We start from the raw sequence: 18,997 nt of genomic DNA, 5'->3' as shown, positions 1-18,997 counted from the left end.
ATATCATCAAGGAGGTGGTCAAATGTCTGATAACTGGGTGGTACAGAATTTAGAGAACGCCCTAAACACTTGGAATGAGAAATTAGCCGAGATATGGCAGCTCATTACCCAATCCCCAGAGAACTTTAAGGGAGGCACGATATGGAATGTCATCGTGGATATTCACGGTGCGGTGCAGGCTATTGGACTTGCCCTGCTCGTGCTGTTCTTTGTTGTGGGTGTGATGCGTACCTGCGGAAATTTTGCAGAAGTCAAGCGACCAGAGCAGGCTTTGAAGCTGTTTATCCGCTTTGCCATTGCCAAAGGTGCAGTGACCTACGGATTAGAACTGATGATGGCACTGTTTAAGATTGTGCAGGGTATGATTTCCACGATTATGAATGCCGCAGGATTTGGCTCGGCACAGCAGACGGTGTTGCCGCAGGAAATCGTGACAGCCGTTGAAGATTGCGGATTTTTTGAGAGTATCCCGCTATGGGCGGTCACGCTGATAGGCGGACTGTTTATTACGGTGCTGTCATTCATAATGATTATGTCGGTATATGGCAGGTTTTTCAAGCTGTATATCTATACTGCCATAGCACCCGTACCCCTTTCCGCTTTTGCGGGAGAGCCGAGCCAAAGCGTCGGCAAGAGCTTCATTAAGAGCTATGCCGCTGTATGCCTTGAAGGTGCGGTTATCGTGCTTGCCTGCATTATCTTTTCCCTATTTGCTTCTTCTCCGCCTGTGGTCAATCCCGATGCGGCGGCGGTTACAATGGTATGGAGCTATATCGGGGAACTTGTATTCAATATGCTCGTCCTTGTCGGTGCGGTCAAAATGGCAGACCGTGTTGTAAGAGAAATGATGGGCTTGTAAGGGAGGTGCTATGATTGGAAGTAAAGATAAATAAGGAAATCCGTAATTATACGGAGAGTATGTTTTTTGGACTGTCACTCAGACAGTTCATTTTTTCTGTCCTTGCCTGCGGCGTGGCGATGGGTTTGTATTTTCTTCTCCGTTCACGGTTTGGAACGGAAACACTCAGTTGGGTTTGTATCTTAGGTGCATTCCCCTTTGCGGCTATGGGCTTTATCAAATACAACGGTATGACCGCAGAGCAGTTTGTCTGGGCGTGGCTTAAATCAGAATTTCTGATGCCGAAAAAGCTGATGTTCCTGCCAGATAATCTTTATTATGAAACGGTGAAGCCAACCATTGAAGCCTATGAAAAAGGGTTGACGACAGTACGGAAAAAGCAGAAAGGCAGGACACCAAAACCAAAGAAATCGAAAAAGAAAAAAGCGAAATGCAGCAAGGAGGTAAACAATGCTGAGAACTCTTAAAAATCTGTTCAAGCAGGACAGGGAAAAGTTTGTTGTGCCGAAGTCGGTACAAAATGTTATCCAGATTAAGACAATCTGGGAGGACGGCATATTTCTTGTAGGCAGGAACAAGTACGCAAAGACCTTTAAGTTTGAGGATATAAACTATGCCGTGGCAAGCCGTGAGGATAAGGAAGCAATGTTCCTTGAATACTCGGAGCTTCTTAATTCCCTTGACAGCGGTGCGACCACGAAAATCACTATCAACAACCGTCGCTTGAACAAAGCTGATTTTGAACAGACCATTTTAATCCCAATGGCTGATGACGGTCTGGATAAGTACCGCAAGGAATACAACAAAATGCTTTTGGATAAGGCGACAGGGGCTAATTCCATCGTACAGGATAAGTATGTAACCGTATCTGTCTGCAAGAAGAATATCGAGGAAGCCCGAAACTACTTTGCCCGTGTGGGTGCTGACCTTATCGCCCACTTTAACCGTCTGGGGTCGAAGTGTGTGGAACTGGACGCAGGCGACAAGCTGCGTATCTTCCACGACTTCTACCGTACAGGAGAAGAAACAGCGTTCCACTTCGATATTACCCAGACGATGCGGAAAGGTCACGATTTCAAGGATTTTATCTGCCCTGATACCTTTGAATTTGAGAGCGACTGCTTCAGAATGGGTGACAGATATGGGCGTGTGATTTTTCTCAGAGAGTATGCGGCATATATCAAGGACAGTATGGTGGCGGAGCTTTGTGAGTTGAACAGGAATATGATGCTGTCCGTTGACATTATCCCCGTTCCCACAGATGAAGCCGTGCGGGAGGTGGAAAACCGTCTGCTTGGTGTGGAAACTAACATTACGAATTGGCAGAGGAAGCAGAACCAGAACAACAATTTTTCTGCCGTTATCCCATATGATTTGGAACAGCAGAGAAAAGAAAGCAAGGAATTTCTGGACGATTTGACGACCCGTGACCAGAGAATGATGTTTGCCGTGCTGACGATGGTGCATACGGCAGATTCCAAAGAGCAGCTCGACAATGATACAGAAGCTCTCTTGACTACCGCAAGAAAGCATTTGTGCCAGTTTGCGGTGCTGAAATATCAGCAGATGGACGGATTGAATACAGCTCTGCCATTTGGTGTACGGAAGATAGATGCCCTGCGTACCCTCACAACAGAGAGCCTTGCAGTGTTTATCCCATTCCGAGTGCAGGAAATCTACCACGAAAATGGTGTGTATTACGGTCAGAATGTCATCAGCAAAAATATGATTATCGCCAACCGCAGGCAGCTTCTTAACGGCAATTCCTTTATTCTCGGTGTGTCGGGTGCAGGAAAATCTTTTACTGCAAAGGAAGAAATGACGAATATCATTCTGACCGACCCTAATGCCGATATAATCATCATTGACCCAGAGCGTGAATATTCCCCGCTTGTTAAAGCAATGCAGGGAGAGGTTATTCATATCTCTGCGACAAGTGAAAATCACATCAATGCTATGGATATGAACTCCGATTACGGTGACGGTGCAAATCCTGTCATTCTGAAATCCGAGTTTATTTTATCCCTTTGCGAACAGCTCATTGGCGGCACGAACTTGGGAGCAAAGCAGAAATCCATTATTGACCGATGTACGGCAAGCGTGTACCGCTACTATCAGCAGGGCAACTATATGGGAACGCCGCCCACCTTGCAGGACTTCCGTGAGGAGCTGTTAAAGCAGAATGAGCCAGAAGCACAGGAAATCGCCCTTGCTATCGAATTATTTACAGATGGCTCTCTCAACACCTTTGCCAAGCATACCAATGTGGATACCCACAGCCGCCTTATCTGCTATGACATTCTGGATTTGGGTAAGCAATTACAGCCTATCGGTATGCTTGTGGTGCTTGACAGTATCTTAAATCGTATCACGCAGAACAGAGCCAAAGGCAGAAATACCTTTATTTTCATTGATGAAATCTATTTGCTCTTTCAGCACGAATACTCTGCAAACTTCCTCTTTACCCTCTGGAAGCGTGTGCGTAAATACGGTGCGTACTGTACGGGTATTACGCAGAATGTAGACGACCTTTTGCAGAGCCATACGGCAAGGACGATGCTTGCTAACAGCGAATTTATCATTATGCTTAACCAAGCATCTACGGACAGACTTGAGCTTGCCAAGCTCCTTAATATCTCCGACCTTCAGATGAGTTATATCACGAATGTCGGTGCAGGACAGGGATTACTCAAAGTTGGCAGCTCCCTTGTGCCGTTTGTAAACAAGTTCCCACGCAATACCGAGCTTTACAAGTTGATGACGACCAAGTTCGGTGAGGTCTAAGAAAGGAGGTCTTTTATGGCTGATATTAAATTCCGTGATACGGCTCACCGTGATTTCTTTCTGGAAAATATGATGAAATGCAGAGTGAACGACTGTTATCACAGGGCATTTTTCTATGTGATGGGTATCGCTTCGGAAACGAGGGCGAACATCAACCAGATGTTCAATTTCAAGGAGGACTGCATCGAGCCAGAGGGTATGCACGGCGGCTGGCAGACAAGCGGAACAGTCAAGGTCTGCCATCTTGCTTTTAACCTTTGGAACGGGTATGCAGAGGAAGGGCGGGAACGGTATTTCACGCCAGAGGAGTTGTTTTGCTGTGAGTTTGCTCCCTACTTTATGGAGGGTATCAAGGTCAGATACCCCGAATATTGCAGGGAGCTTCCTGCTCCCAGAAAACAGACGGAAATTTCAAGATAAGAAAGGAAAAGCCTATGAAGAATTATAAATCTATTATCTGTGTTGCCGCCGCCGTGTGCCTGTTAGGTACGGCGGCTTTTTGCGGCTTCCGTATTTACCATCACTATGCACAGGTGGACGAACAGACGGAAGCCTTTGAGGAGATTGCCAAAATAGTAGAGCAAGCTTCCACGGAGGAAACCATGCCAGACGATATCCCCATTAGCGAGGGAGAAGATGTGCTTGCCAAGTATCAGGAATTGTATTTACAGAATGAGGATATGGTCGGTTGGATTTCCATTGCCGGCACGACAATCAATTATCCTGTGATGCAGAGCAGGAACAATCCGAATTTCTATCTGAAGCACAATTTTGAAAAAGAGTACAGCGACTTAGGTACGCCTTATGTGCAGGAGAATTGTGATATTGCCGAAAGTGACAATCTGGTTATCTACGGTCATCACATCAAGGGTGGCAAGATGTTTGGAGCATTGGAGGATTACAAGTCCAAGAGCTTTTATGAGGAACACAAGAGTGTTCAGTTTGATACCCTTACAGAGCAGGCAGAGTATGAAATCGTCGCTGTATTTAAGACTGTGGCGTACAGTTCTGATGGCTTTCGATACTACGACTTTGTTGATGCAGAGAATGAGGAAGAATTTAATTCCTATGTCGGGAAGTGCAAGGAACTTGCTTTGTATGATACAGGTGTGACCGCTGAATACGGCGACAGGCTCATTACCCTTTCCACCTGCGAATACTCCGCACAGAACGGCAGGCTCGTTGTAGTGGCAAAAATGGTCGGCTGATTTGAACGCAAATTCTCTGGGAAAGGAGGTTTTCTATGGCTGATATTAAAACCAGAGATGCGGTTAAAGGCACGATAAAGACCATAGATAAAGCCGCCATAGCCAGTGAGCGTATGAAGTCTGCCTATGTAGGGATAAAGGAAAAAGCGGAACAGGGATATTACGCTGATGAAAACTCTGCCACAGAATATGCTGCGGATAGGATTTCTTATGCGGCAGACCGTGTAAAAGACGAAGGTATCCACCAGTTCAATAAGCAGGGGCAAAAGGCAGTCAAGACAACGCAGAAGAATATCGGTAAGGCAAAAGATAAAATAAGCGATTTCAAGAAAAGTCGGGCTGTCAAAGCCGCAGAACAGAAAGCAGCACAGAATATGTCAGAACAACACGGCTTGCAGATCCGTCACGGGGCTGCAAGCCGTTCTTCTGCCCCCGATGTTTCCCAGACAGCAAAATCGCAGTTGATAAAGACCCGACAGCAGGGGCAAAAAATGATTAAGACCACAGCCCGAAATACAGAAAAAGCGGTGAAAGCAACTGCTAAGGGAACGGTCAAGACAACCGAAAAGGGAATTAAAACCGCACAGGCAACTTCTAAGGCGGCAATCAAAACGACGGAAACCTCGGTAAAAACAGCACAGGCAGCGGCAAAGGCTTCTGCGAAAACTGTTCAAAAGGCGGCACAGGCGGCAAAAGCCACCGCAAAGGCAACCGCCGAAGCAACCAAAGCGACGGTCAGAGCCACCATAGCTGCGGTCAAGGCGATTATTGCAGGAACAAAAGCTCTGATTTCCGCTTTAATTGCAGGTGGTTGGATTACAGTTGTGATTATTCTCATTGTTGTCCTGCTCGGCTGTGCTGTTTCCCTGTTTGGCGGCGGAAGCGGGAGCAACGCCTATACCCCTGTCAGTGCAGAGGTGGAAGCCTATGAGCCTTTGATACAGAAATATGCCAAACAGTATGGTATTCCCGAATATGTGGAGCTTATCAAGGCAGTAATGATGCAGGAATCTGGCGGGCGTGGACTTGACCCGATGCAGGCGGCGGAAGGCAGCTTTAACACAAGGTATCCACACGAGCCGAATGGGATACAAGACCCAGAATATTCGATTGAGTGCGGGGTGCAGGAATTAAAGGCTGCCCTTATCTCTGCCGAGGTGGAAAATCCGATTGATATGGAGCATATCAAACTTGCCTTGCAGGGTTACAATTTCGGCAATGGATATATCTCGTGGGCTAAGACCAACTATGGCGGCTATTCCTATGCCAATGCGGTAGAGTTCTCCACCATGCAGGCGGCACGGTTAGGTTGGGACAGCTATGGCGACACGCAGTATCCCGCCCATGTGCTGCGGTATTATCCATACGGGCGGGCATTCACAAGCGGCGGTAACCAGGCGATTGTGGAAGTCGCTTTGACACAGCTCGGCAATGAGGGCGGTCAGCCTTATTGGAGTTGGTATGGCTTTGATGGGCGTGTGGAATGGTGTGCCTGCTTTGTGTCATGGTGTGCCGACCAATGCGGATATATTGAGAGCGGGATTATCCCTAAATTTTCTGGCTGCGTGGACGGCTCAAATTGGTTTAAGGGTAACGGACAATGGCAAGACAGAAACTACGACCCGCAGGCGGGCGATATTATCTTTTTTGATTGGGAAGGCGATGGAGAAACTGACCATGTAGGAATTGTAGAGAAATGCGAAAACGGTGTCGTTTACACCGTGGAGGGTAACTCTGGCGACGCTTGCAGGCAAAAGCAATATACGGTTGGAAGCAGCTCCATCTATGGCTACGGCGTTCCTGCCTATTAAGAATGGGCAAAAGAAAAACCAGAGGTTTATTCCTCTGGCTCTTTTGCCTTACATAGTCCGATAACAGTTGCTTCTATAACGGACAGTTCTTTATCGTCTAAATTGTCGAGCTGTGCGTCTAAGCGTCTGCGGACGGAACTTTTCTTGACCTCATTATCTGGGAATATGTACTCGTCAACCGACACATCGAACATCGTAATAAGTTGGATAAATAGCTCGATACTTGGATACTGCCCCTCGTTTTCGATAGACTGAATATGTCTGGGAGCATAGCCGATTATTCCAGATAGTTGCTCCCTTGTCATCCCTCTGGCTTCACGGGCTTTTTTGATAGCCTGTCCTATCGGAGTAAAATCGAAGTCAAAATTATTGTTCCTTTCGTCCATTAGCTCACCACCTATTCTCTGAAAATTTTACTCTTATATTTTACAGAGATGCGGCTTCCAGTTAAACAATGTGAAATCTCTTGGCATAGGAAGTTTAATCTCTTGTAACAAGAGATTAAAGCACGCTTGACATACTTGAAACTAATTTTTTATTCGGATAAACTATAGATAAGTTTACAAAAGCGGACATGAAAAGCGAGGAAAATATGCTCGTATTCTTGTATGCTTATATATGAGGAGGTAAGTAAATGGAATGGTTGAAAAGACTTGGAGCAGCCATTGATTACATAGAGGAAAACTTAGACAAGGAAATATCCTATGATGAAGCAGCTCATATAGCTTGTTGTTCAACATATTATTTTCAACGGATTTTTTCTTATGTATCAGGAGTGTCACTATCAGAGTACATACGCCGCCGTAAAATGACACAGGCTGCATTTGAGTTACAAAGAACAGATAATAAGGTTATTGATGTTGCTCACAAATACGGGTATTCATCTCCAACATCCTTTAACCGTGCTTTTCAAAGCGTACACGGGATAGCACCTATAGCGGCAAAAAGTATGGGATGTACCTTGTGTGCATATCCATCAATCCAATTTTCTATAATAGTTTTGGGAGGCAGTGCAATGGCATATCACATTGAAGAAAAGAAAAGTATTCGCATTATAGGAATTAGAATACCTCTTGTTGAAGATGCAGAGGAAAATATGCGGAATGTTCCTGCGTTCTGGAAAAAGGCAGTATTGGATGGCAGTATCTCCAAATTAGCAGAGCTATCAAACAAAAATCCAGACGGCATTTTAGGAGTCAGCGTTTATAATAATCCAGAGGATATATATTATTATATCGCTGTTTCGAGCAACATTCCCGTGCCAGAGGGAATGGTAGAATACATGATACCAGAGGGTATGTGGGTTGTTTTTGAAAACGACGGAGTATTTAAGGAAGATGTGCAGAGTGTTTTTCGCAGATTTTTGACAGAATTTCTACCGTTTTCTGGTTATGAATATGCAGGACTTCCAGATGTTGAAATATATCCAGTCTGCAAAGGACAGCCATCCAAAGGACATTCCGAGGTGTGGATTGCAATCAAAAAAGCAAAGGAGATTTAAGTATGTATCATTTAAGATTAAAAGGCGACCATTATCAGATGGGCGTAAAAAGAGGAAACATATTTCAAAAAGCTCATATTTCCTTTCCACTCCAGTTGGATAATTTTCAATTGGAACACGGGAAACAAAGCGAAGAAATTTTAAGAAAGTTTTTCCCAGAGATATGTGAGGAAGTAAGAGGCGTAAGTGACGCCATTGGCACAGATTATCTACACTTCATTTCTTGGATGTTGTGTATGGGCTGCTGTATGTATAACTTGGAGAACAACATCCCCGTTGAGGTTAGGGGCTGTACTGCTTTTGCATATTCAAGCAATGGCAGAACAATATACGGTAGAAATAATGACTTACCACCTTATCTGCGTGAAGGAAGCAAAAGTGAAATCTATGCACCGAAAAATGGAAACAGGTTCAATATCACTACTTCCTCTTTCATTAACGGCGAAGAAGGAGTGAATGAACACGGATTTGCTGTAGCAATGACTTTTGTAATGACCGACCTTGAAAAGATAAAAGCAGGTTTCAATTCTTGCTTTATTGTAAGATATTTGCTTGAAAAGGCAGATAATACCGAACAGGCGGTTTCCCTTCTTATGGGCTTGCCAGTATCTTCTAACTGCAATATTTTACTTGCAGATAAAAAAGGCAATATGGTAGTGGTTGAATGTACGCCAATTCTCAAAAAAGTTCGGGCGGCAGAAATTTTTGAAAATGGCAGTATTGTTTGTACTGTTAATAGTTTTACATCTGATGAGATGAAACCATATGACGATGCAAAAGGAAATGATTATGACTCGCACAGGCGTTACAGGACAGTATTAGACAGCTTTTCTTCGGAACGCATAAAAGATGAATACATTGAAACTACCGAACATCTCTTAAAAGGTGATTATGGGTTTATGTGCCAATATGATGATGAGCCAGATTTTGAAACAGTTTGGAGTTCAATATTTGATTTAGACAGCTTAGTAATCTATCGTGCAGAGGGTGACCCCAGAAAAAAGAAATTTGTTACAGATAATCGGTTACATGACCTTATAAGGCGAGGATAATATGCTGAGTATAAATTCCCAATGGATTTTATGTCCTCTTTGTGGGAACAAAACCCGAAACAAAATCAGAGAAGACACAGTTTTGAAAAACTATCCTCTTTACTGCCCGAAATGTAGACAGGAAACTTTAATTGAAGTCGAGAATTTACAAGTAACCGTCATCAAAGAGCCAGACGCACAGACGCAGAGCCGATGAACTTGAGAAAGCTTTCACAGTTCATCGGCTCTGTTACTACTTTTATGCTTGATTTTATTGCCTGTCACAGGGGATAGAAGCTGTTATCTTCATTTTCTGTTCGGCAACAGCTAAACTTCTATGCAAAGGGATTGCCATAAATACTGTAATAAGTGCAGAGAGAACATCGGCAATCGGCTGTGCATATAAAATACCGTTTAATCCCCATATAAATGGAAAAATTAAGATAACGGGAATGAAGCAGATACCTTGTCGGCAAGCTCCAAGAATAAACCCTTCTTTTCCTTTTCCAAGAGCAAGGAATAAAGAGGAATATACCGTGTAGTATCCAAACAGCATAAATGTAATACCGTTTACTCTTAAAGAGGAAGCTCCAATGTGAATCATTTCTGTGTTTCCAGTTGTAAACTGTGAAACAATGGTCGTAGAAAACAGACTGAATAATAAACCTACGATCACACAAAAAATAGTTGACCATAAGATGGAAATTTTGATTGCAGTACGCAGACGATCAAATTTTTTCGCCCCATAACTGTAACCTGCAATCGGTTGAAAACCTTTGATAAAACCAAATACTGTTAAGCTGCCCATAGATATAAGACGGGTAACAACGCCCATTCCCGCTATGGCTGAATCGCCGTAATTACCAGCGGCATTGTTTATTAGAGAGATAGAAATACTTGTTAATAATTGAAATACAAGTGTCGGAACGCCAATTTTGAAAATTTCAGATAGAATTTCTTTAGAAAAGGTACAGTCCTTTATTCTAAACTGAAAAGCACTTTTTTGTCTGAAAATATAAAACAGATACACAAGAGTAGATACTACCTGAGAAATTGCTGTGGCAATAGCAGCTCCTGCAACACCAAAATTAAAAGTGTATATAAATAATGGATCTAACCCGATATTGAGGACTGCACCTAACAACAAGGCACACATTGTAGTTTTTGCTGCTCCTTCACTTGTCACGATATTGTTCATTGTGACATTAAAAACATTGAAAATGCAAGAAACAATGTAAATACCGGCATAGGTAGCCGCATAAGGAAGGACACTTTCTGTTGCACCTAAAAGTCTTAGAATGGGGTTCAAAAAGAGGATTGATAAAACAATCATAATTGCACCGACAACAAGACTGCTATATAGTGCAGTGCTTGCCACTTTGTTTGCCTGATCCTTATTTCTTTGTCCTAACAGTCGAGAAATGTAGGATGCTGCCCCATTGCCAAAAAGTAATCCTAAGCCGACGACTACTTGACCGAGAGGATACACAACCGAGATGGCAGCCATTTGACTTTCGCCTAAGCCACCTACAAAATAGGCATCAACAAGATTGTACAAGGCGTTGATGAGCATACCAATCATTGTTGGAATACCCATAGCTAAAAGGGCTTTTGGAATTGGAGCATTGCCCAATAACTCCAATTTTCTGTTTTGATTGTCCATAGTGTTCTTTCTCCTTTCACTTGACAAATAGAATAAAATATACTACTATAAATTATAGCAGTTGAAACGCAAGTGGTATTCTACTATAATTTATAGTAGTTGTCAAGAGAGTAAAGGAGGAAATTGATATGGCGACCATTGACTTAATTGTTTTGGGAATGTTAAAGAAAGAACCTCTGAGTGCGTATGACCTTCAAAAGTTGGTAGAGTACCGCAATATTTCAAAATGGGTAAAAATTAGTACCCCGTCTATTTATAAAAAGGTTATCCAGTTGGAGGAAAAAGGATATATTTCAAGTCATATAGAAAAAGAGGGTAAAATGCCAGAAAAATCAGTGTATTCTTTAACTGAAAAAGGGAAACAGCAGTTTGAAAAATTGATGCTTGAAATATCCTGTAAGCCGATAAACATTTTTTTGGATTTTAATGCTGTCATTGTAAATCTGGACAGTATGTCCAGAGAAAGACAGCAAGAATGTCTGGATAATATTGAGAGCAGTATGGAGGTATTGAAAAAATATCTGGAAGAAAATATTGCTTTGAAAAAGAGTAAAGAAGATATTCCTGTTACGGGTATGGCAGTTTTACGGCAACAATACACATTGGCAGAGGCAATAGAGGAGTGGATTGCTTCATTAAAAAAAGAAATCAATTCGTAAAAGTGCATGGTAGGAACAAAAGAAATGCTGTTATTTTTTAGTTTGGATTGTAATGAGATTGTAAGAAGTGGTTGCTATACTGAATTTACAAAATAAAAACAGAAATTTGGAGGTTTTAATATGGCAATACTTGAAACAAAAGATTTACGAAAGATATACGGAAGCGGAGAAAACGAAGTCCATGCTTTGGATGGGGTATCCATTTCCGTAGAGGAAGGCGAATTTGTTGCTGTTATCGGTACATCGGGCAGCGGTAAATCTACACTACTCAACATGATTGGTGGGTTAGACCGTCCTACTTCTGGTAGTGTTACTATCCGAGGAAAAGAACTGTTGAAAATGAAAGACGAGGAACTGACGATTTTTAGGCGTCGAAACATTGGCTTTGTTTTTCAGAATTATAATCTGCTTCCTGTTCTTAATGTGTATGAGAACATTGTGTACCCTATTGAGATCGATGGTGGCAAGACCGATACAAGATTTGTAAAAGAGATTATCCATACTCTTGGCTTGGAACAAAAGCTTAAGAATATGCCGAATAGTCTTTCAGGTGGTCAGCAGCAGAGGGTTGCGATTGCCCGTGCCCTTGCGACAAAGCCTGCCATTATCCTTGCCGATGAGCCGACTGGAAATTTGGACTCAAAAACAAGTATGGATGTTATTTTGCTGATGCAGTCGATTAGCCGTCAGTTCCACCAAACCACCATTATGATCACGCACAATGAGGAAATCGCTCAAATGGCAGACCGCACAATCCGCATTGAGGATGGCAAGGTTGTTTCGGGAGGTGTCAGATATGCACGCTAACCGAAATAAAAAAGCAGTTAAGCGAGTAGAAAAGGGAATGATGAAAGCAAACCGTATTCGTAACCTGTTTGCGGTGTTTGCGATCGTTCTCACTACATTTATGATTACTACCGTGTTTAGTTTGGGCATTAACTATATGGAAAATATGAAGTTAATGCAGGTGCGTACCGCAGGCACGACCGCTAATGCTTCCCTTGCGATGCCGACAGAAAAGCAGGAACAGCAGATTAAGAATTTGGAATATGTTAAAACCGTCGGTACGCAGTATATGGTCGGCTCGGTTGCCGAGAAGAACGATGAGGGGCGTGATCTTTCTATCGCACTTTCGTATTACGACACTACTGAATGGGATAAACACTATAAAGAAACAATCAAAGATATAGAAGGGAAATATCCCTCAAATGAAAATGAAATTATGCTGTCAAAGGATGCTCTTTCACAGCTTGGAATGAAAGAGCCGAAGCTGAATATGGAAATCCCTCTGTCCTATTATGATAAAAACGGTCAGCAGGAAAAAAATTTCACTTTAAGCGGATGGTTTCATTCCTATACAGGCACGGGAATGGGCTTTGTTTCCGAAGCGTATTGCAAAAATGCAGGCTATACAATGGCAGAGGACGGCGTTCTTTCTTTGTCGTTGAATAAAATGCCTGATGATTTTTATCGTATTCAAAAAGATGTGGAGCTTAACGAAAATCAATCTTTCGGCGGTGCGGTTTCCATGAAATCATCAAGCGGTTCAGTGATTGCAATGGTAATCCTATTGGTATTCTTTATTATTGGCAGCGGGTATCTCCTTATTTACAATGTTTTGTATATATCCATTTCAAATGATACCCGTTTTTACGGTTTGATGAAAACGCTTGGAACAACGCAAAAACAGATTAAATCACTGGTAAAAAATCAGGCAGTTAAGTTTGCTTGCATTGGTATCCCGATTGGTATTTTGTTAGCCACCGCTGTTTCCTTTGGAATTGTTCCATTTGTGTTGAACGAGGGTTTTGAACAGGGCAAGTCGATGATGGATGCCGAAGTGTTTTTCCATCCATCTATCTATATTTTGTCCGTAATCTTTTCAGCAGTAACCGTTTGGATTGCCTGCAATGCTCCCGCAAAAGCGGCTGCAAAAATTTCGCCAATAGAAGCATTGAAGTTTCAGAATTTTGCACCGAAGAAAACAAAAAGCAGAAATTCCACCAATGGTGGCAAGCTGCATGTGATGGCATTTCATAATGTATTCCGTGACAAAAAGCGTGCTGCCCTTGTGTTTATGTCCTTGTTTATGGGAATTACTATGATTTTAGGCGTAAATGGGGTTATAAGCAGTATGTCGGCTGAGAACTTTATTAAGGAATATATGGACTATAACTTTGAATACACTGATATTCAGTTTGAGCAGTATGAACAGCTCAATAAAGAAGTACCGCAGTTTGACGAACACTTTGTAGAACAAATCAAGCAGCTTGACGGTATTAAAAATATAGATGTTCAAAAAACAGTCTGGGCAGGTATTGACTTTAATGAAAACGATTTAGAAGGCTTTATGAAAATCAAATATGAGGACAGCAAATATAAAGCAAAGGGGCAGTCCTATGAACAGACGATAGAAACACTGAAAGGGTACGCTGAATCTGGTGACTATGGCTGCTATATTACAACGCTTCCAGACGACAGGGTACTGGAAGAATACAATGCAGAGCATCCTGATACGCCTATTGACATGGAAGCATTTAAGCGTGGCGAAACAGCGATTGCAGGAAAAGATACCGAATATAACGCTCCTAATACCGCTTTAGTGGGTGAAACATTGACACTAACTGCCGACAGTACAGACGGCAAGGCAACTGATTTCAAAATTGGCGGAGCTTTTTACTATGACGATTATGATAATACTCTTTCAGAAGGTATTGGCAGACGCAAAGAAATAAATATGGTGCCAGATGTTATCTTTGTCAGCGAAGCGGGTATGGAACGCCTGACAAAAGAACCAATAATTTCCGCAATCGGCGTTGACATTAAGAATTTCAACGATTTAGAGCGAATTGACAGCGAATTACAGGCGATCAACAGTACCTTGACCACATCGGAGTGGCAGCTGAAATCTTCCGTGAATCAGAAAGAACTATATAACCAGATGAACTACTCTTTGAGCTTGCTGGGAAACGGTGCTGCAATTCTGCTCATTGTCATCGGCTTGATTAACTTTGTAAATGTTATGTTGACGGGTGTGGTGGCAAGGAAAAATGAATTTGCCATTATGGAAAGTATCGGAACAACGAAAAAGCAGATCAGGAAGATATTGACCTTAGAAGGCGGTATTTATGCTCTGATTTCTACTCTGCTGATTATGACTTTTGGTAATGCGTTCCTAATGTTGGTGGCAGATGCAGTTCCGCATATGGCAAACTATGCAGTATTTAAATACCCTGTTGCACTTGTCATCGGTTTGATCGCAGCAATCTTTGTAATTTGCTTAAGCGTTCCTGCCATTGTTTACAAGGCAACTTCTGATGAAACGGTCATTGAAAGACTGCACAATTTTGATAGTTAAATGAGGTTGTGGGACGGACGCAGCATTGCTGCGTCTGTTCCTGCAATTTTGTATATTGAGGAAGGTGGTGCGTTTTGCGGCTATGGCAAATATTTTTCTACTTGAAGATGACAAAATTCTGAGCAAGGGTATTTCTATCGCCCTAAAAAAAGACGAGCATATGGTCACAGCAGTCTATGGGTATTTGGAAGCATTGAAGCAATACCAAAAACAAAAGTATGATTTGTTTCTGCTTGATATTAACCTGCCTGACGGCAATGGTTTGGAATTTTGTGAAAAAATTCGTGAAACATCGGAAACACCCGTATTATTTCTAACTGCTAATGATACGGAAGAAGATATGTTGGAAGGGTTTGGCGTGGGTTGTGATGATTATATATCAAAGCCTTTTTCTATCGAAGTTTTACGGAAAAAAGTATTGGCAGTTCTAAAACGAAGTGGCGTAGGAAAATTTCGTATGAAATACAGAGATTTAGAGTTAGATAAAGAAAAGTGTCTTGTTTTGATGAAGGGACAGGAAATACATTTGACCTCAACAGAATACAAATTGCTCCTTTATCTAATGGAAAACAGGGGAAGGGTTGTTACAAAGGCAATGCTTTTGGAACAGCTTTGGGATATAGATGGAAACTTTGTTGATGATAATACCGTGCGTGTGAATATTAAGCGGCTAAGGCAGAAACTGAATGATGAAAAGCAGGAATACATTGTAACAGTTTTTGGCATGGGCTACTCTTTTGGAGAATGACGATGAAGCATTTTGTGATTTATAGAAAACTGATTTTAATTATAGGTACTGCTACAGCGGTGGTATCTGTTGGTGTGTTCTTTTTTATGGAGGACATCCTTTTCCGTACGCTTTTTATCTCTTTTGCATTTGTATTTTTTGGGGGTCTGTTGTTCCTGCTGGACTTTCTGCACAACCGCTATAATGATAATCTGTTAGAGGAGATTACGCTGCTCATTGAAGCATTGGTAGAACAGCAGGAACGGACGGTCTTTTCAGAAGCTGAGGATACCCTGACCGCACGGCTGCAGCATCAACTTCTAAAACTCCGCAATATTTTAAAGGCACAGAATCAAATGCTGACACAGGAGAAAGAACAGATTAAAACTTTAATCTCCGATATTTCGCATCAAATTAAAACGCCCGTAGCAGCGGCAAACACCTTTGCACAGTTATTAGGTGATACAGGGTTATCCGATGAGGAGAGAAGGGAATATATTGCCACCTTGCAGATGTCCCTTGAAAAGCTGACTTTTTTGACAAACAGTTTGATTAAAATGTCCCGTTTGGAAAGTGGCATTATCCGATTAAAACCTGAACAAAGCAGTTTAAATGATATTGTTATGCAAGCGGTAAAAACGGTTTATGCCAAAGCAAGGGATAAAAATATTACGATTACCTTTGATTGTGGGCAGACCTTTGAAGCCCTGCTTGATTTTAACTGGACGGCAGAAGCTGTTACCAATGTACTTGACAATGCTGTGAAATATACACCAAGCGGAGGAGTTGTGGACTTGAAAATCACCGAATATCCATCGTATTTGCGATTGGATGTATCCGATAACGGAATTGGCATTCCTGAAGAAGAACAGGCAAAAATCTTCGGCAGATTTTACCGTGGAAAGCAGTCAGCAGGAGTTGACGGTGTAGGGATCGGTTTATATCTTACCCGTGATATTGTGAATAAGCAGAACGGGTATATCAAGGTGGCATCCGATGAAAAAGGTACGATATTTTCTTTATTCTTGAAAAAAGTTTAGAGAATAATAGTAATTCCAGATAAGTGTACGATATGAATTTGTCAAGATAGTAAATATAAAATAGAAAGATTAAATAAAACATGATAAATGGAGATGGATAATTTATGATTTCAGAATGGATAATTTGCCCGATTTGTGGCAACAAAACCCGTGATAGAGTTAGAGAAGATACTGTTTTAAAGAATTATCCTCTTTACTGTCCGAAATGTAAGAAAGAAACTTTAATAAATGCAAAGAAATTACATATAACCGTCATCAAAGAGCCAGACGCATAGACGCAGAGCCGATGAACTTGTGAGATAACCTCATAAGTCATCGGCTCTTTTTTTACATGAATATAGAATTTGACAAGTCCGCCAAATAAAAAAAACGGTGTTTTGGTGGGCAATTTTGTCATGCTCAGATGGCTATTTTATCCCTCCAGACCTGTTTCAAGTTTGGAGGGATTTCTTATGTGTTGGTCTGATAACACTGTGCTGCTGATTTTAAGCAGCAGTTATTTACATACCGTTCGATAGAGATGAGAATAATCTGTTAAAAAAATTCTTATCTCCATTTGGGGAAATTATGTTCCAAAAGTAGATGTTAAATATCTATATAATAGAATTGTTATTTCTTATAACCGTAAGGGTTTGACAGCCTTTGCGGTTTTTCTTTTGTCGTTTTTTGTTGAATTAAGTCGTAAGCCTGTTTGTGGCGTAGGGTGTCGTTCACCGCCGATCAATCTGAAATTTCAAAAATTCAGATTGATTGGAGGAACAAAGAATGAATGAAAAACATCCTAACCGAAAAAAGGACAAGCATAACCCTTATACGCTGATGATTGTAGAGGGCAGATATTACCTCTCTTTTAAAGATGGGCGGGGTGTTATGCAAAATATTGAAATAGAGAAAGTGCTGTATGACCTGTTTAACCGTTTTGAGCTTGAGGATATTTCCTATCTTAATCGGGTGAGCAGGCACATTGAACACTCCGAGTTGACAGAAAACTCCTTGAATGACCGAGTTTTTTATAAGGAAGAAAGTCTTGAGGAAACCGTTTCAAGGTGCATCGAATACGAACTGCTACATAAGGCAATATCAAAACTGCCCGAAACACAAAGACGCAGGCTGCTGTTGTACTTTTTCGGAGAGTTGTCCTATGAGCAGATTGCCAAGTTGGAGGGATGCACCAAAATGGCGGTTAAAGGAAGCGTTGACATTGCACTAAAGAAGTTAAAAAAACTTTTTGAAAAATTTTAATTTTAGCCTATACGAAACCGCTTTTAAGTGAGCAAACAGGTGAGAGGGATTAAATTCCTTCCACCTGTTTTGCTTTGTGTGGCGAAAACGGGAGTGATCCTTGACAACCGAATATCCATTCGCCAAATACTTCCTCTTTGTGATTGTGATGAGCATAAGCGTGTGCAGCGGTACGCCAAGACCTGTTAAGAAGCAGCGAGCGATGAAAGGGGGTGATCTCATTCATTACCGACTGAAAATATCGGATTGCTTCCGATTTCGCCATAACCCACAAAGAGAATAATGGTACTCCCGTCCAGTCACAGTCCGAGCGTGATCAAACCGTCGCAGGCAATGAGGGCGGCTCTGGCAGACCGTCAGAGGGGTGGAACTCCCGTGGTGTCAGTTCGCTACTGACCGTTTGGCGACTTCCCATAGCATTTCGGGGTGTCGAGGACAAATTGAAATGCTCCTATCATAAAGCCAGATAAAAGGTAGTCATAGGAACAGAAATTTTGCTTATACTCTCCCGACCTTAAATACTTCCTTTTGTTTGGCTGCCTACATAGGCAGAACATACCTGCCTAAATAAATCTGGGAGGTCAAACATAATGGAAAGAAAAATCAAGCGTGGAGATATTTACTACGCAAATCTAAATCCTGTTATCGGCTCGGAGCAAGGCGGAACAAGACCTGTACTTATCATTTCAAACGATGTCGGCAATAAGCATAGCCCTACGGTCATTGTCGCACCCATCACAAGCCGAATACACACTAAAGCAAAATTGCCGACACACACTTTAATCAATGATTTTGAAGGTTTGGATAAGAACTCAATTATCCTGTTTGAACAAATCCGCACCATAGACAAACAACGCCTGCGTAAATATGTTGGTATGCTATCCACAGTCATAATGGCAAGAGCCGATAAAGCTCTTGCCATTAGTATTTCTTTGAGGGAGGTCAATAATGAATGAAATTAAGGTAGATAAAAATGTAGCGGCTCTGAAACTCATTGAGATACTTCTTGAAAAAGGAATGATAAATCAAGCCACATATACAAATATCGTGAAACACGCAAATTCGCACATTTCACAGGCGGCTTGATAATCAGTACAATATATTCAGAAAAATG

Annotated in this window: 20 protein-coding genes; 18 read left to right on the top strand and 2 right to left on the bottom strand. The window is 41.8% G+C overall.

Going from position 1 to position 18,997, the window contains the following annotated elements:
- The first annotated feature begins 22 nt into the window (after positions 1-22).
- From DWY07_RS08765 to DWY07_RS08740, 6 genes are read left to right on the top strand one after another with little or no spacing between them, the layout of a single operon-like run.
- Positions 23-859: a hypothetical protein gene (locus tag DWY07_RS08765; protein WP_008703427.1), complete on the top strand. Its 837-nt coding sequence runs from the start codon at positions 23-25 to the stop codon at positions 857-859.
- A 14-nt stretch (positions 860-873) separates the two neighbouring features.
- Positions 874-1,326, top strand: a complete 453-nt coding sequence (locus tag DWY07_RS08760) for a PrgI family protein (protein ID WP_117822732.1) — start codon at positions 874-876, stop codon at positions 1,324-1,326.
- Entirely contained in the window at positions 1,310-3,643 is a 2,334-nt protein-coding gene (locus DWY07_RS08755) for a VirB4-like conjugal transfer ATPase, CD1110 family (protein ID WP_117822730.1), read from the top strand. The genes DWY07_RS08760 and DWY07_RS08755 overlap by 17 nt, the downstream gene beginning before the upstream one ends.
- A gap of 15 nt (positions 3,644-3,658) precedes the next feature.
- Entirely contained in the window at positions 3,659-4,063 is a 405-nt protein-coding gene (locus tag DWY07_RS08750; RefSeq protein WP_015560136.1) for a DUF6075 family protein, read from the top strand.
- A 14-nt stretch (positions 4,064-4,077) separates the two neighbouring features.
- Positions 4,078-4,851: a class B sortase gene (gene srtB / locus DWY07_RS08745; RefSeq protein ID WP_117822728.1), complete on the top strand. Its 774-nt coding sequence runs from the start codon at positions 4,078-4,080 to the stop codon at positions 4,849-4,851.
- 35 nt (positions 4,852-4,886) lie between these two features.
- Positions 4,887-6,662 (top strand): lysozyme family protein, encoded by a 1,776-nt coding sequence (locus DWY07_RS08740; RefSeq protein ID WP_117822726.1) that lies wholly within the window; start codon positions 4,887-4,889, stop codon positions 6,660-6,662.
- Positions 6,663-6,688: 26 nt separating this feature from the next.
- Here DWY07_RS08740 and DWY07_RS08735 read toward each other — a convergent pair whose 3' ends face one another.
- Entirely contained in the window at positions 6,689-7,048 is a 360-nt protein-coding gene (locus tag DWY07_RS08735; protein ID WP_025577685.1) for a helix-turn-helix transcriptional regulator, read from the bottom strand.
- A gap of 248 nt (positions 7,049-7,296) precedes the next feature.
- Between DWY07_RS08735 and DWY07_RS08730 the strand changes: the two genes are divergently transcribed.
- Genes DWY07_RS08730 through DWY07_RS08720 form a run of 3 tightly spaced genes read left to right on the top strand, consistent with a single transcriptional unit; the run spans position 7,297 to position 9,411 of the window.
- Positions 7,297-8,163: an AraC family transcriptional regulator gene (locus DWY07_RS08730; RefSeq protein WP_025577687.1), complete on the top strand. Its 867-nt coding sequence runs from the start codon at positions 7,297-7,299 to the stop codon at positions 8,161-8,163.
- Between the two features lie 2 nt (positions 8,164-8,165).
- Positions 8,166-9,215 carry an acyl-CoA--6-aminopenicillanic acid acyl-transferase gene (locus tag DWY07_RS08725; RefSeq protein WP_025577688.1) on the top strand — a complete coding sequence of 350 codons (1,050 nt, stop codon included), beginning with the start codon at positions 8,166-8,168 and terminating at the stop codon, positions 9,213-9,215.
- Between the two features lies 1 nt (position 9,216).
- Positions 9,217-9,411 (top strand): cysteine-rich KTR domain-containing protein, encoded by a 195-nt coding sequence (locus DWY07_RS08720; protein ID WP_081703188.1) that lies wholly within the window; start codon positions 9,217-9,219, stop codon positions 9,409-9,411.
- Positions 9,412-9,465: 54 nt separating this feature from the next.
- Here DWY07_RS08720 and DWY07_RS08715 read toward each other — a convergent pair whose 3' ends face one another.
- Positions 9,466-10,857 (bottom strand): MATE family efflux transporter, encoded by a 1,392-nt coding sequence (locus DWY07_RS08715; protein WP_025577690.1) that lies wholly within the window; start codon positions 10,855-10,857, stop codon positions 9,466-9,468.
- A gap of 128 nt (positions 10,858-10,985) precedes the next feature.
- Here DWY07_RS08715 and DWY07_RS08710 point away from each other — a divergent pair, with 128 nt between their 5' ends.
- From DWY07_RS08710 to DWY07_RS13210, 9 genes are all read left to right on the top strand, one after another.
- Complete coding sequence (locus DWY07_RS08710; RefSeq protein ID WP_009320282.1) at positions 10,986-11,516, top strand: PadR family transcriptional regulator; 531 nt, start codon at positions 10,986-10,988, stop codon at positions 11,514-11,516.
- A 120-nt stretch (positions 11,517-11,636) separates the two neighbouring features.
- Positions 11,637-12,323, top strand: coding sequence for an ABC transporter ATP-binding protein (locus DWY07_RS08705; protein WP_117822724.1), 687 nt, complete (start codon positions 11,637-11,639; stop codon positions 12,321-12,323).
- A complete protein-coding gene (locus tag DWY07_RS08700) occupies positions 12,313-14,874 on the top strand; it encodes an ABC transporter permease (RefSeq protein WP_025577694.1) in 2,562 nt (853 codons plus the stop codon). The genes DWY07_RS08705 and DWY07_RS08700 overlap by 11 nt, the downstream gene beginning before the upstream one ends.
- An 82-nt stretch (positions 14,875-14,956) precedes the next feature.
- Positions 14,957-15,622, top strand: coding sequence for a response regulator transcription factor (locus DWY07_RS08695; protein ID WP_025577695.1), 666 nt, complete (start codon positions 14,957-14,959; stop codon positions 15,620-15,622).
- Positions 15,623-15,624: 2 nt separating this feature from the next.
- Positions 15,625-16,641, top strand: coding sequence for a HAMP domain-containing sensor histidine kinase (locus DWY07_RS08690; protein ID WP_025577697.1), 1,017 nt, complete (start codon positions 15,625-15,627; stop codon positions 16,639-16,641).
- Between the two features lie 104 nt (positions 16,642-16,745).
- Positions 16,746-16,916, top strand: a complete 171-nt coding sequence (locus DWY07_RS08685) for a cysteine-rich KTR domain-containing protein (RefSeq protein ID WP_011527997.1) — start codon at positions 16,746-16,748, stop codon at positions 16,914-16,916.
- A 490-nt stretch (positions 16,917-17,406) separates the two neighbouring features.
- Positions 17,407-17,883 carry a sigma-70 family RNA polymerase sigma factor gene (locus DWY07_RS08675; protein WP_025577699.1) on the top strand — a complete coding sequence of 159 codons (477 nt, stop codon included), beginning with the start codon at positions 17,407-17,409 and terminating at the stop codon, positions 17,881-17,883.
- Between the two features lie 590 nt (positions 17,884-18,473).
- Positions 18,474-18,839, top strand: coding sequence for a type II toxin-antitoxin system PemK/MazF family toxin (locus DWY07_RS08665; RefSeq protein WP_025577701.1), 366 nt, complete (start codon positions 18,474-18,476; stop codon positions 18,837-18,839).
- Positions 18,832-18,969: a hypothetical protein gene (locus DWY07_RS13210; RefSeq protein ID WP_158563395.1), complete on the top strand. Its 138-nt coding sequence runs from the start codon at positions 18,832-18,834 to the stop codon at positions 18,967-18,969. The genes DWY07_RS08665 and DWY07_RS13210 overlap by 8 nt, the downstream gene beginning before the upstream one ends.
- The last annotated feature ends 28 nt before the right edge of the window (positions 18,970-18,997 follow it).

The sequence above is a fragment of the Clostridium sp. AF23-6LB genome (assembly GCF_003461085.1).
Lineage (GTDB): Bacteria > Bacillota > Clostridia > Lachnospirales > Lachnospiraceae > Coprococcus > Coprococcus ammoniilyticus.
This window is presented reverse-complemented; position numbering and strand designations above follow the sequence as displayed.

Bases quoted from the DNA above. Each gene is read 5' to 3' on its own strand.
- DWY07_RS13210 (WP_158563395.1), top strand. From the start codon at position 18,832: ATGAATGAAATTAAGGTAGATAAAAATGTAGCGGCTCTGAAACTCATT.
- srtB (WP_117822728.1), top strand. From the start codon at position 4,078: ATGAAGAATTATAAATCTATTATCTGTGTTGCCGCCGCCGTGTGCCTG.
- DWY07_RS08710 (WP_009320282.1), top strand. From the start codon at position 10,986: ATGGCGACCATTGACTTAATTGTTTTGGGAATGTTAAAGAAAGAACCT.
- DWY07_RS08765 (WP_008703427.1), top strand. From the start codon at position 23: ATGTCTGATAACTGGGTGGTACAGAATTTAGAGAACGCCCTAAACACT.
- DWY07_RS08720 (WP_081703188.1), top strand. From the start codon at position 9,217: ATGCTGAGTATAAATTCCCAATGGATTTTATGTCCTCTTTGTGGGAAC.
- DWY07_RS08675 (WP_025577699.1), top strand. From the start codon at position 17,407: ATGAATGAAAAACATCCTAACCGAAAAAAGGACAAGCATAACCCTTAT.
- DWY07_RS08725 (WP_025577688.1), top strand. From the start codon at position 8,166: ATGTATCATTTAAGATTAAAAGGCGACCATTATCAGATGGGCGTAAAA.
- DWY07_RS08735 (WP_025577685.1), bottom strand. From the start codon at position 7,048: ATGGACGAAAGGAACAATAATTTTGACTTCGATTTTACTCCGATAGGA.
- DWY07_RS08750 (WP_015560136.1), top strand. From the start codon at position 3,659: ATGGCTGATATTAAATTCCGTGATACGGCTCACCGTGATTTCTTTCTG.
- DWY07_RS08755 (WP_117822730.1), top strand. From the start codon at position 1,310: ATGCTGAGAACTCTTAAAAATCTGTTCAAGCAGGACAGGGAAAAGTTT.
- DWY07_RS08730 (WP_025577687.1), top strand. From the start codon at position 7,297: ATGGAATGGTTGAAAAGACTTGGAGCAGCCATTGATTACATAGAGGAA.
- DWY07_RS08690 (WP_025577697.1), top strand. From the start codon at position 15,625: ATGAAGCATTTTGTGATTTATAGAAAACTGATTTTAATTATAGGTACT.
- DWY07_RS08700 (WP_025577694.1), top strand. From the start codon at position 12,313: ATGCACGCTAACCGAAATAAAAAAGCAGTTAAGCGAGTAGAAAAGGGA.
- DWY07_RS08665 (WP_025577701.1), top strand. From the start codon at position 18,474: ATGGAAAGAAAAATCAAGCGTGGAGATATTTACTACGCAAATCTAAAT.
- DWY07_RS08695 (WP_025577695.1), top strand. From the start codon at position 14,957: ATGGCAAATATTTTTCTACTTGAAGATGACAAAATTCTGAGCAAGGGT.
- DWY07_RS08740 (WP_117822726.1), top strand. From the start codon at position 4,887: ATGGCTGATATTAAAACCAGAGATGCGGTTAAAGGCACGATAAAGACC.
- DWY07_RS08705 (WP_117822724.1), top strand. From the start codon at position 11,637: ATGGCAATACTTGAAACAAAAGATTTACGAAAGATATACGGAAGCGGA.
- DWY07_RS08685 (WP_011527997.1), top strand. From the start codon at position 16,746: ATGATTTCAGAATGGATAATTTGCCCGATTTGTGGCAACAAAACCCGT.
- DWY07_RS08715 (WP_025577690.1), bottom strand. From the start codon at position 10,857: ATGGACAATCAAAACAGAAAATTGGAGTTATTGGGCAATGCTCCAATT.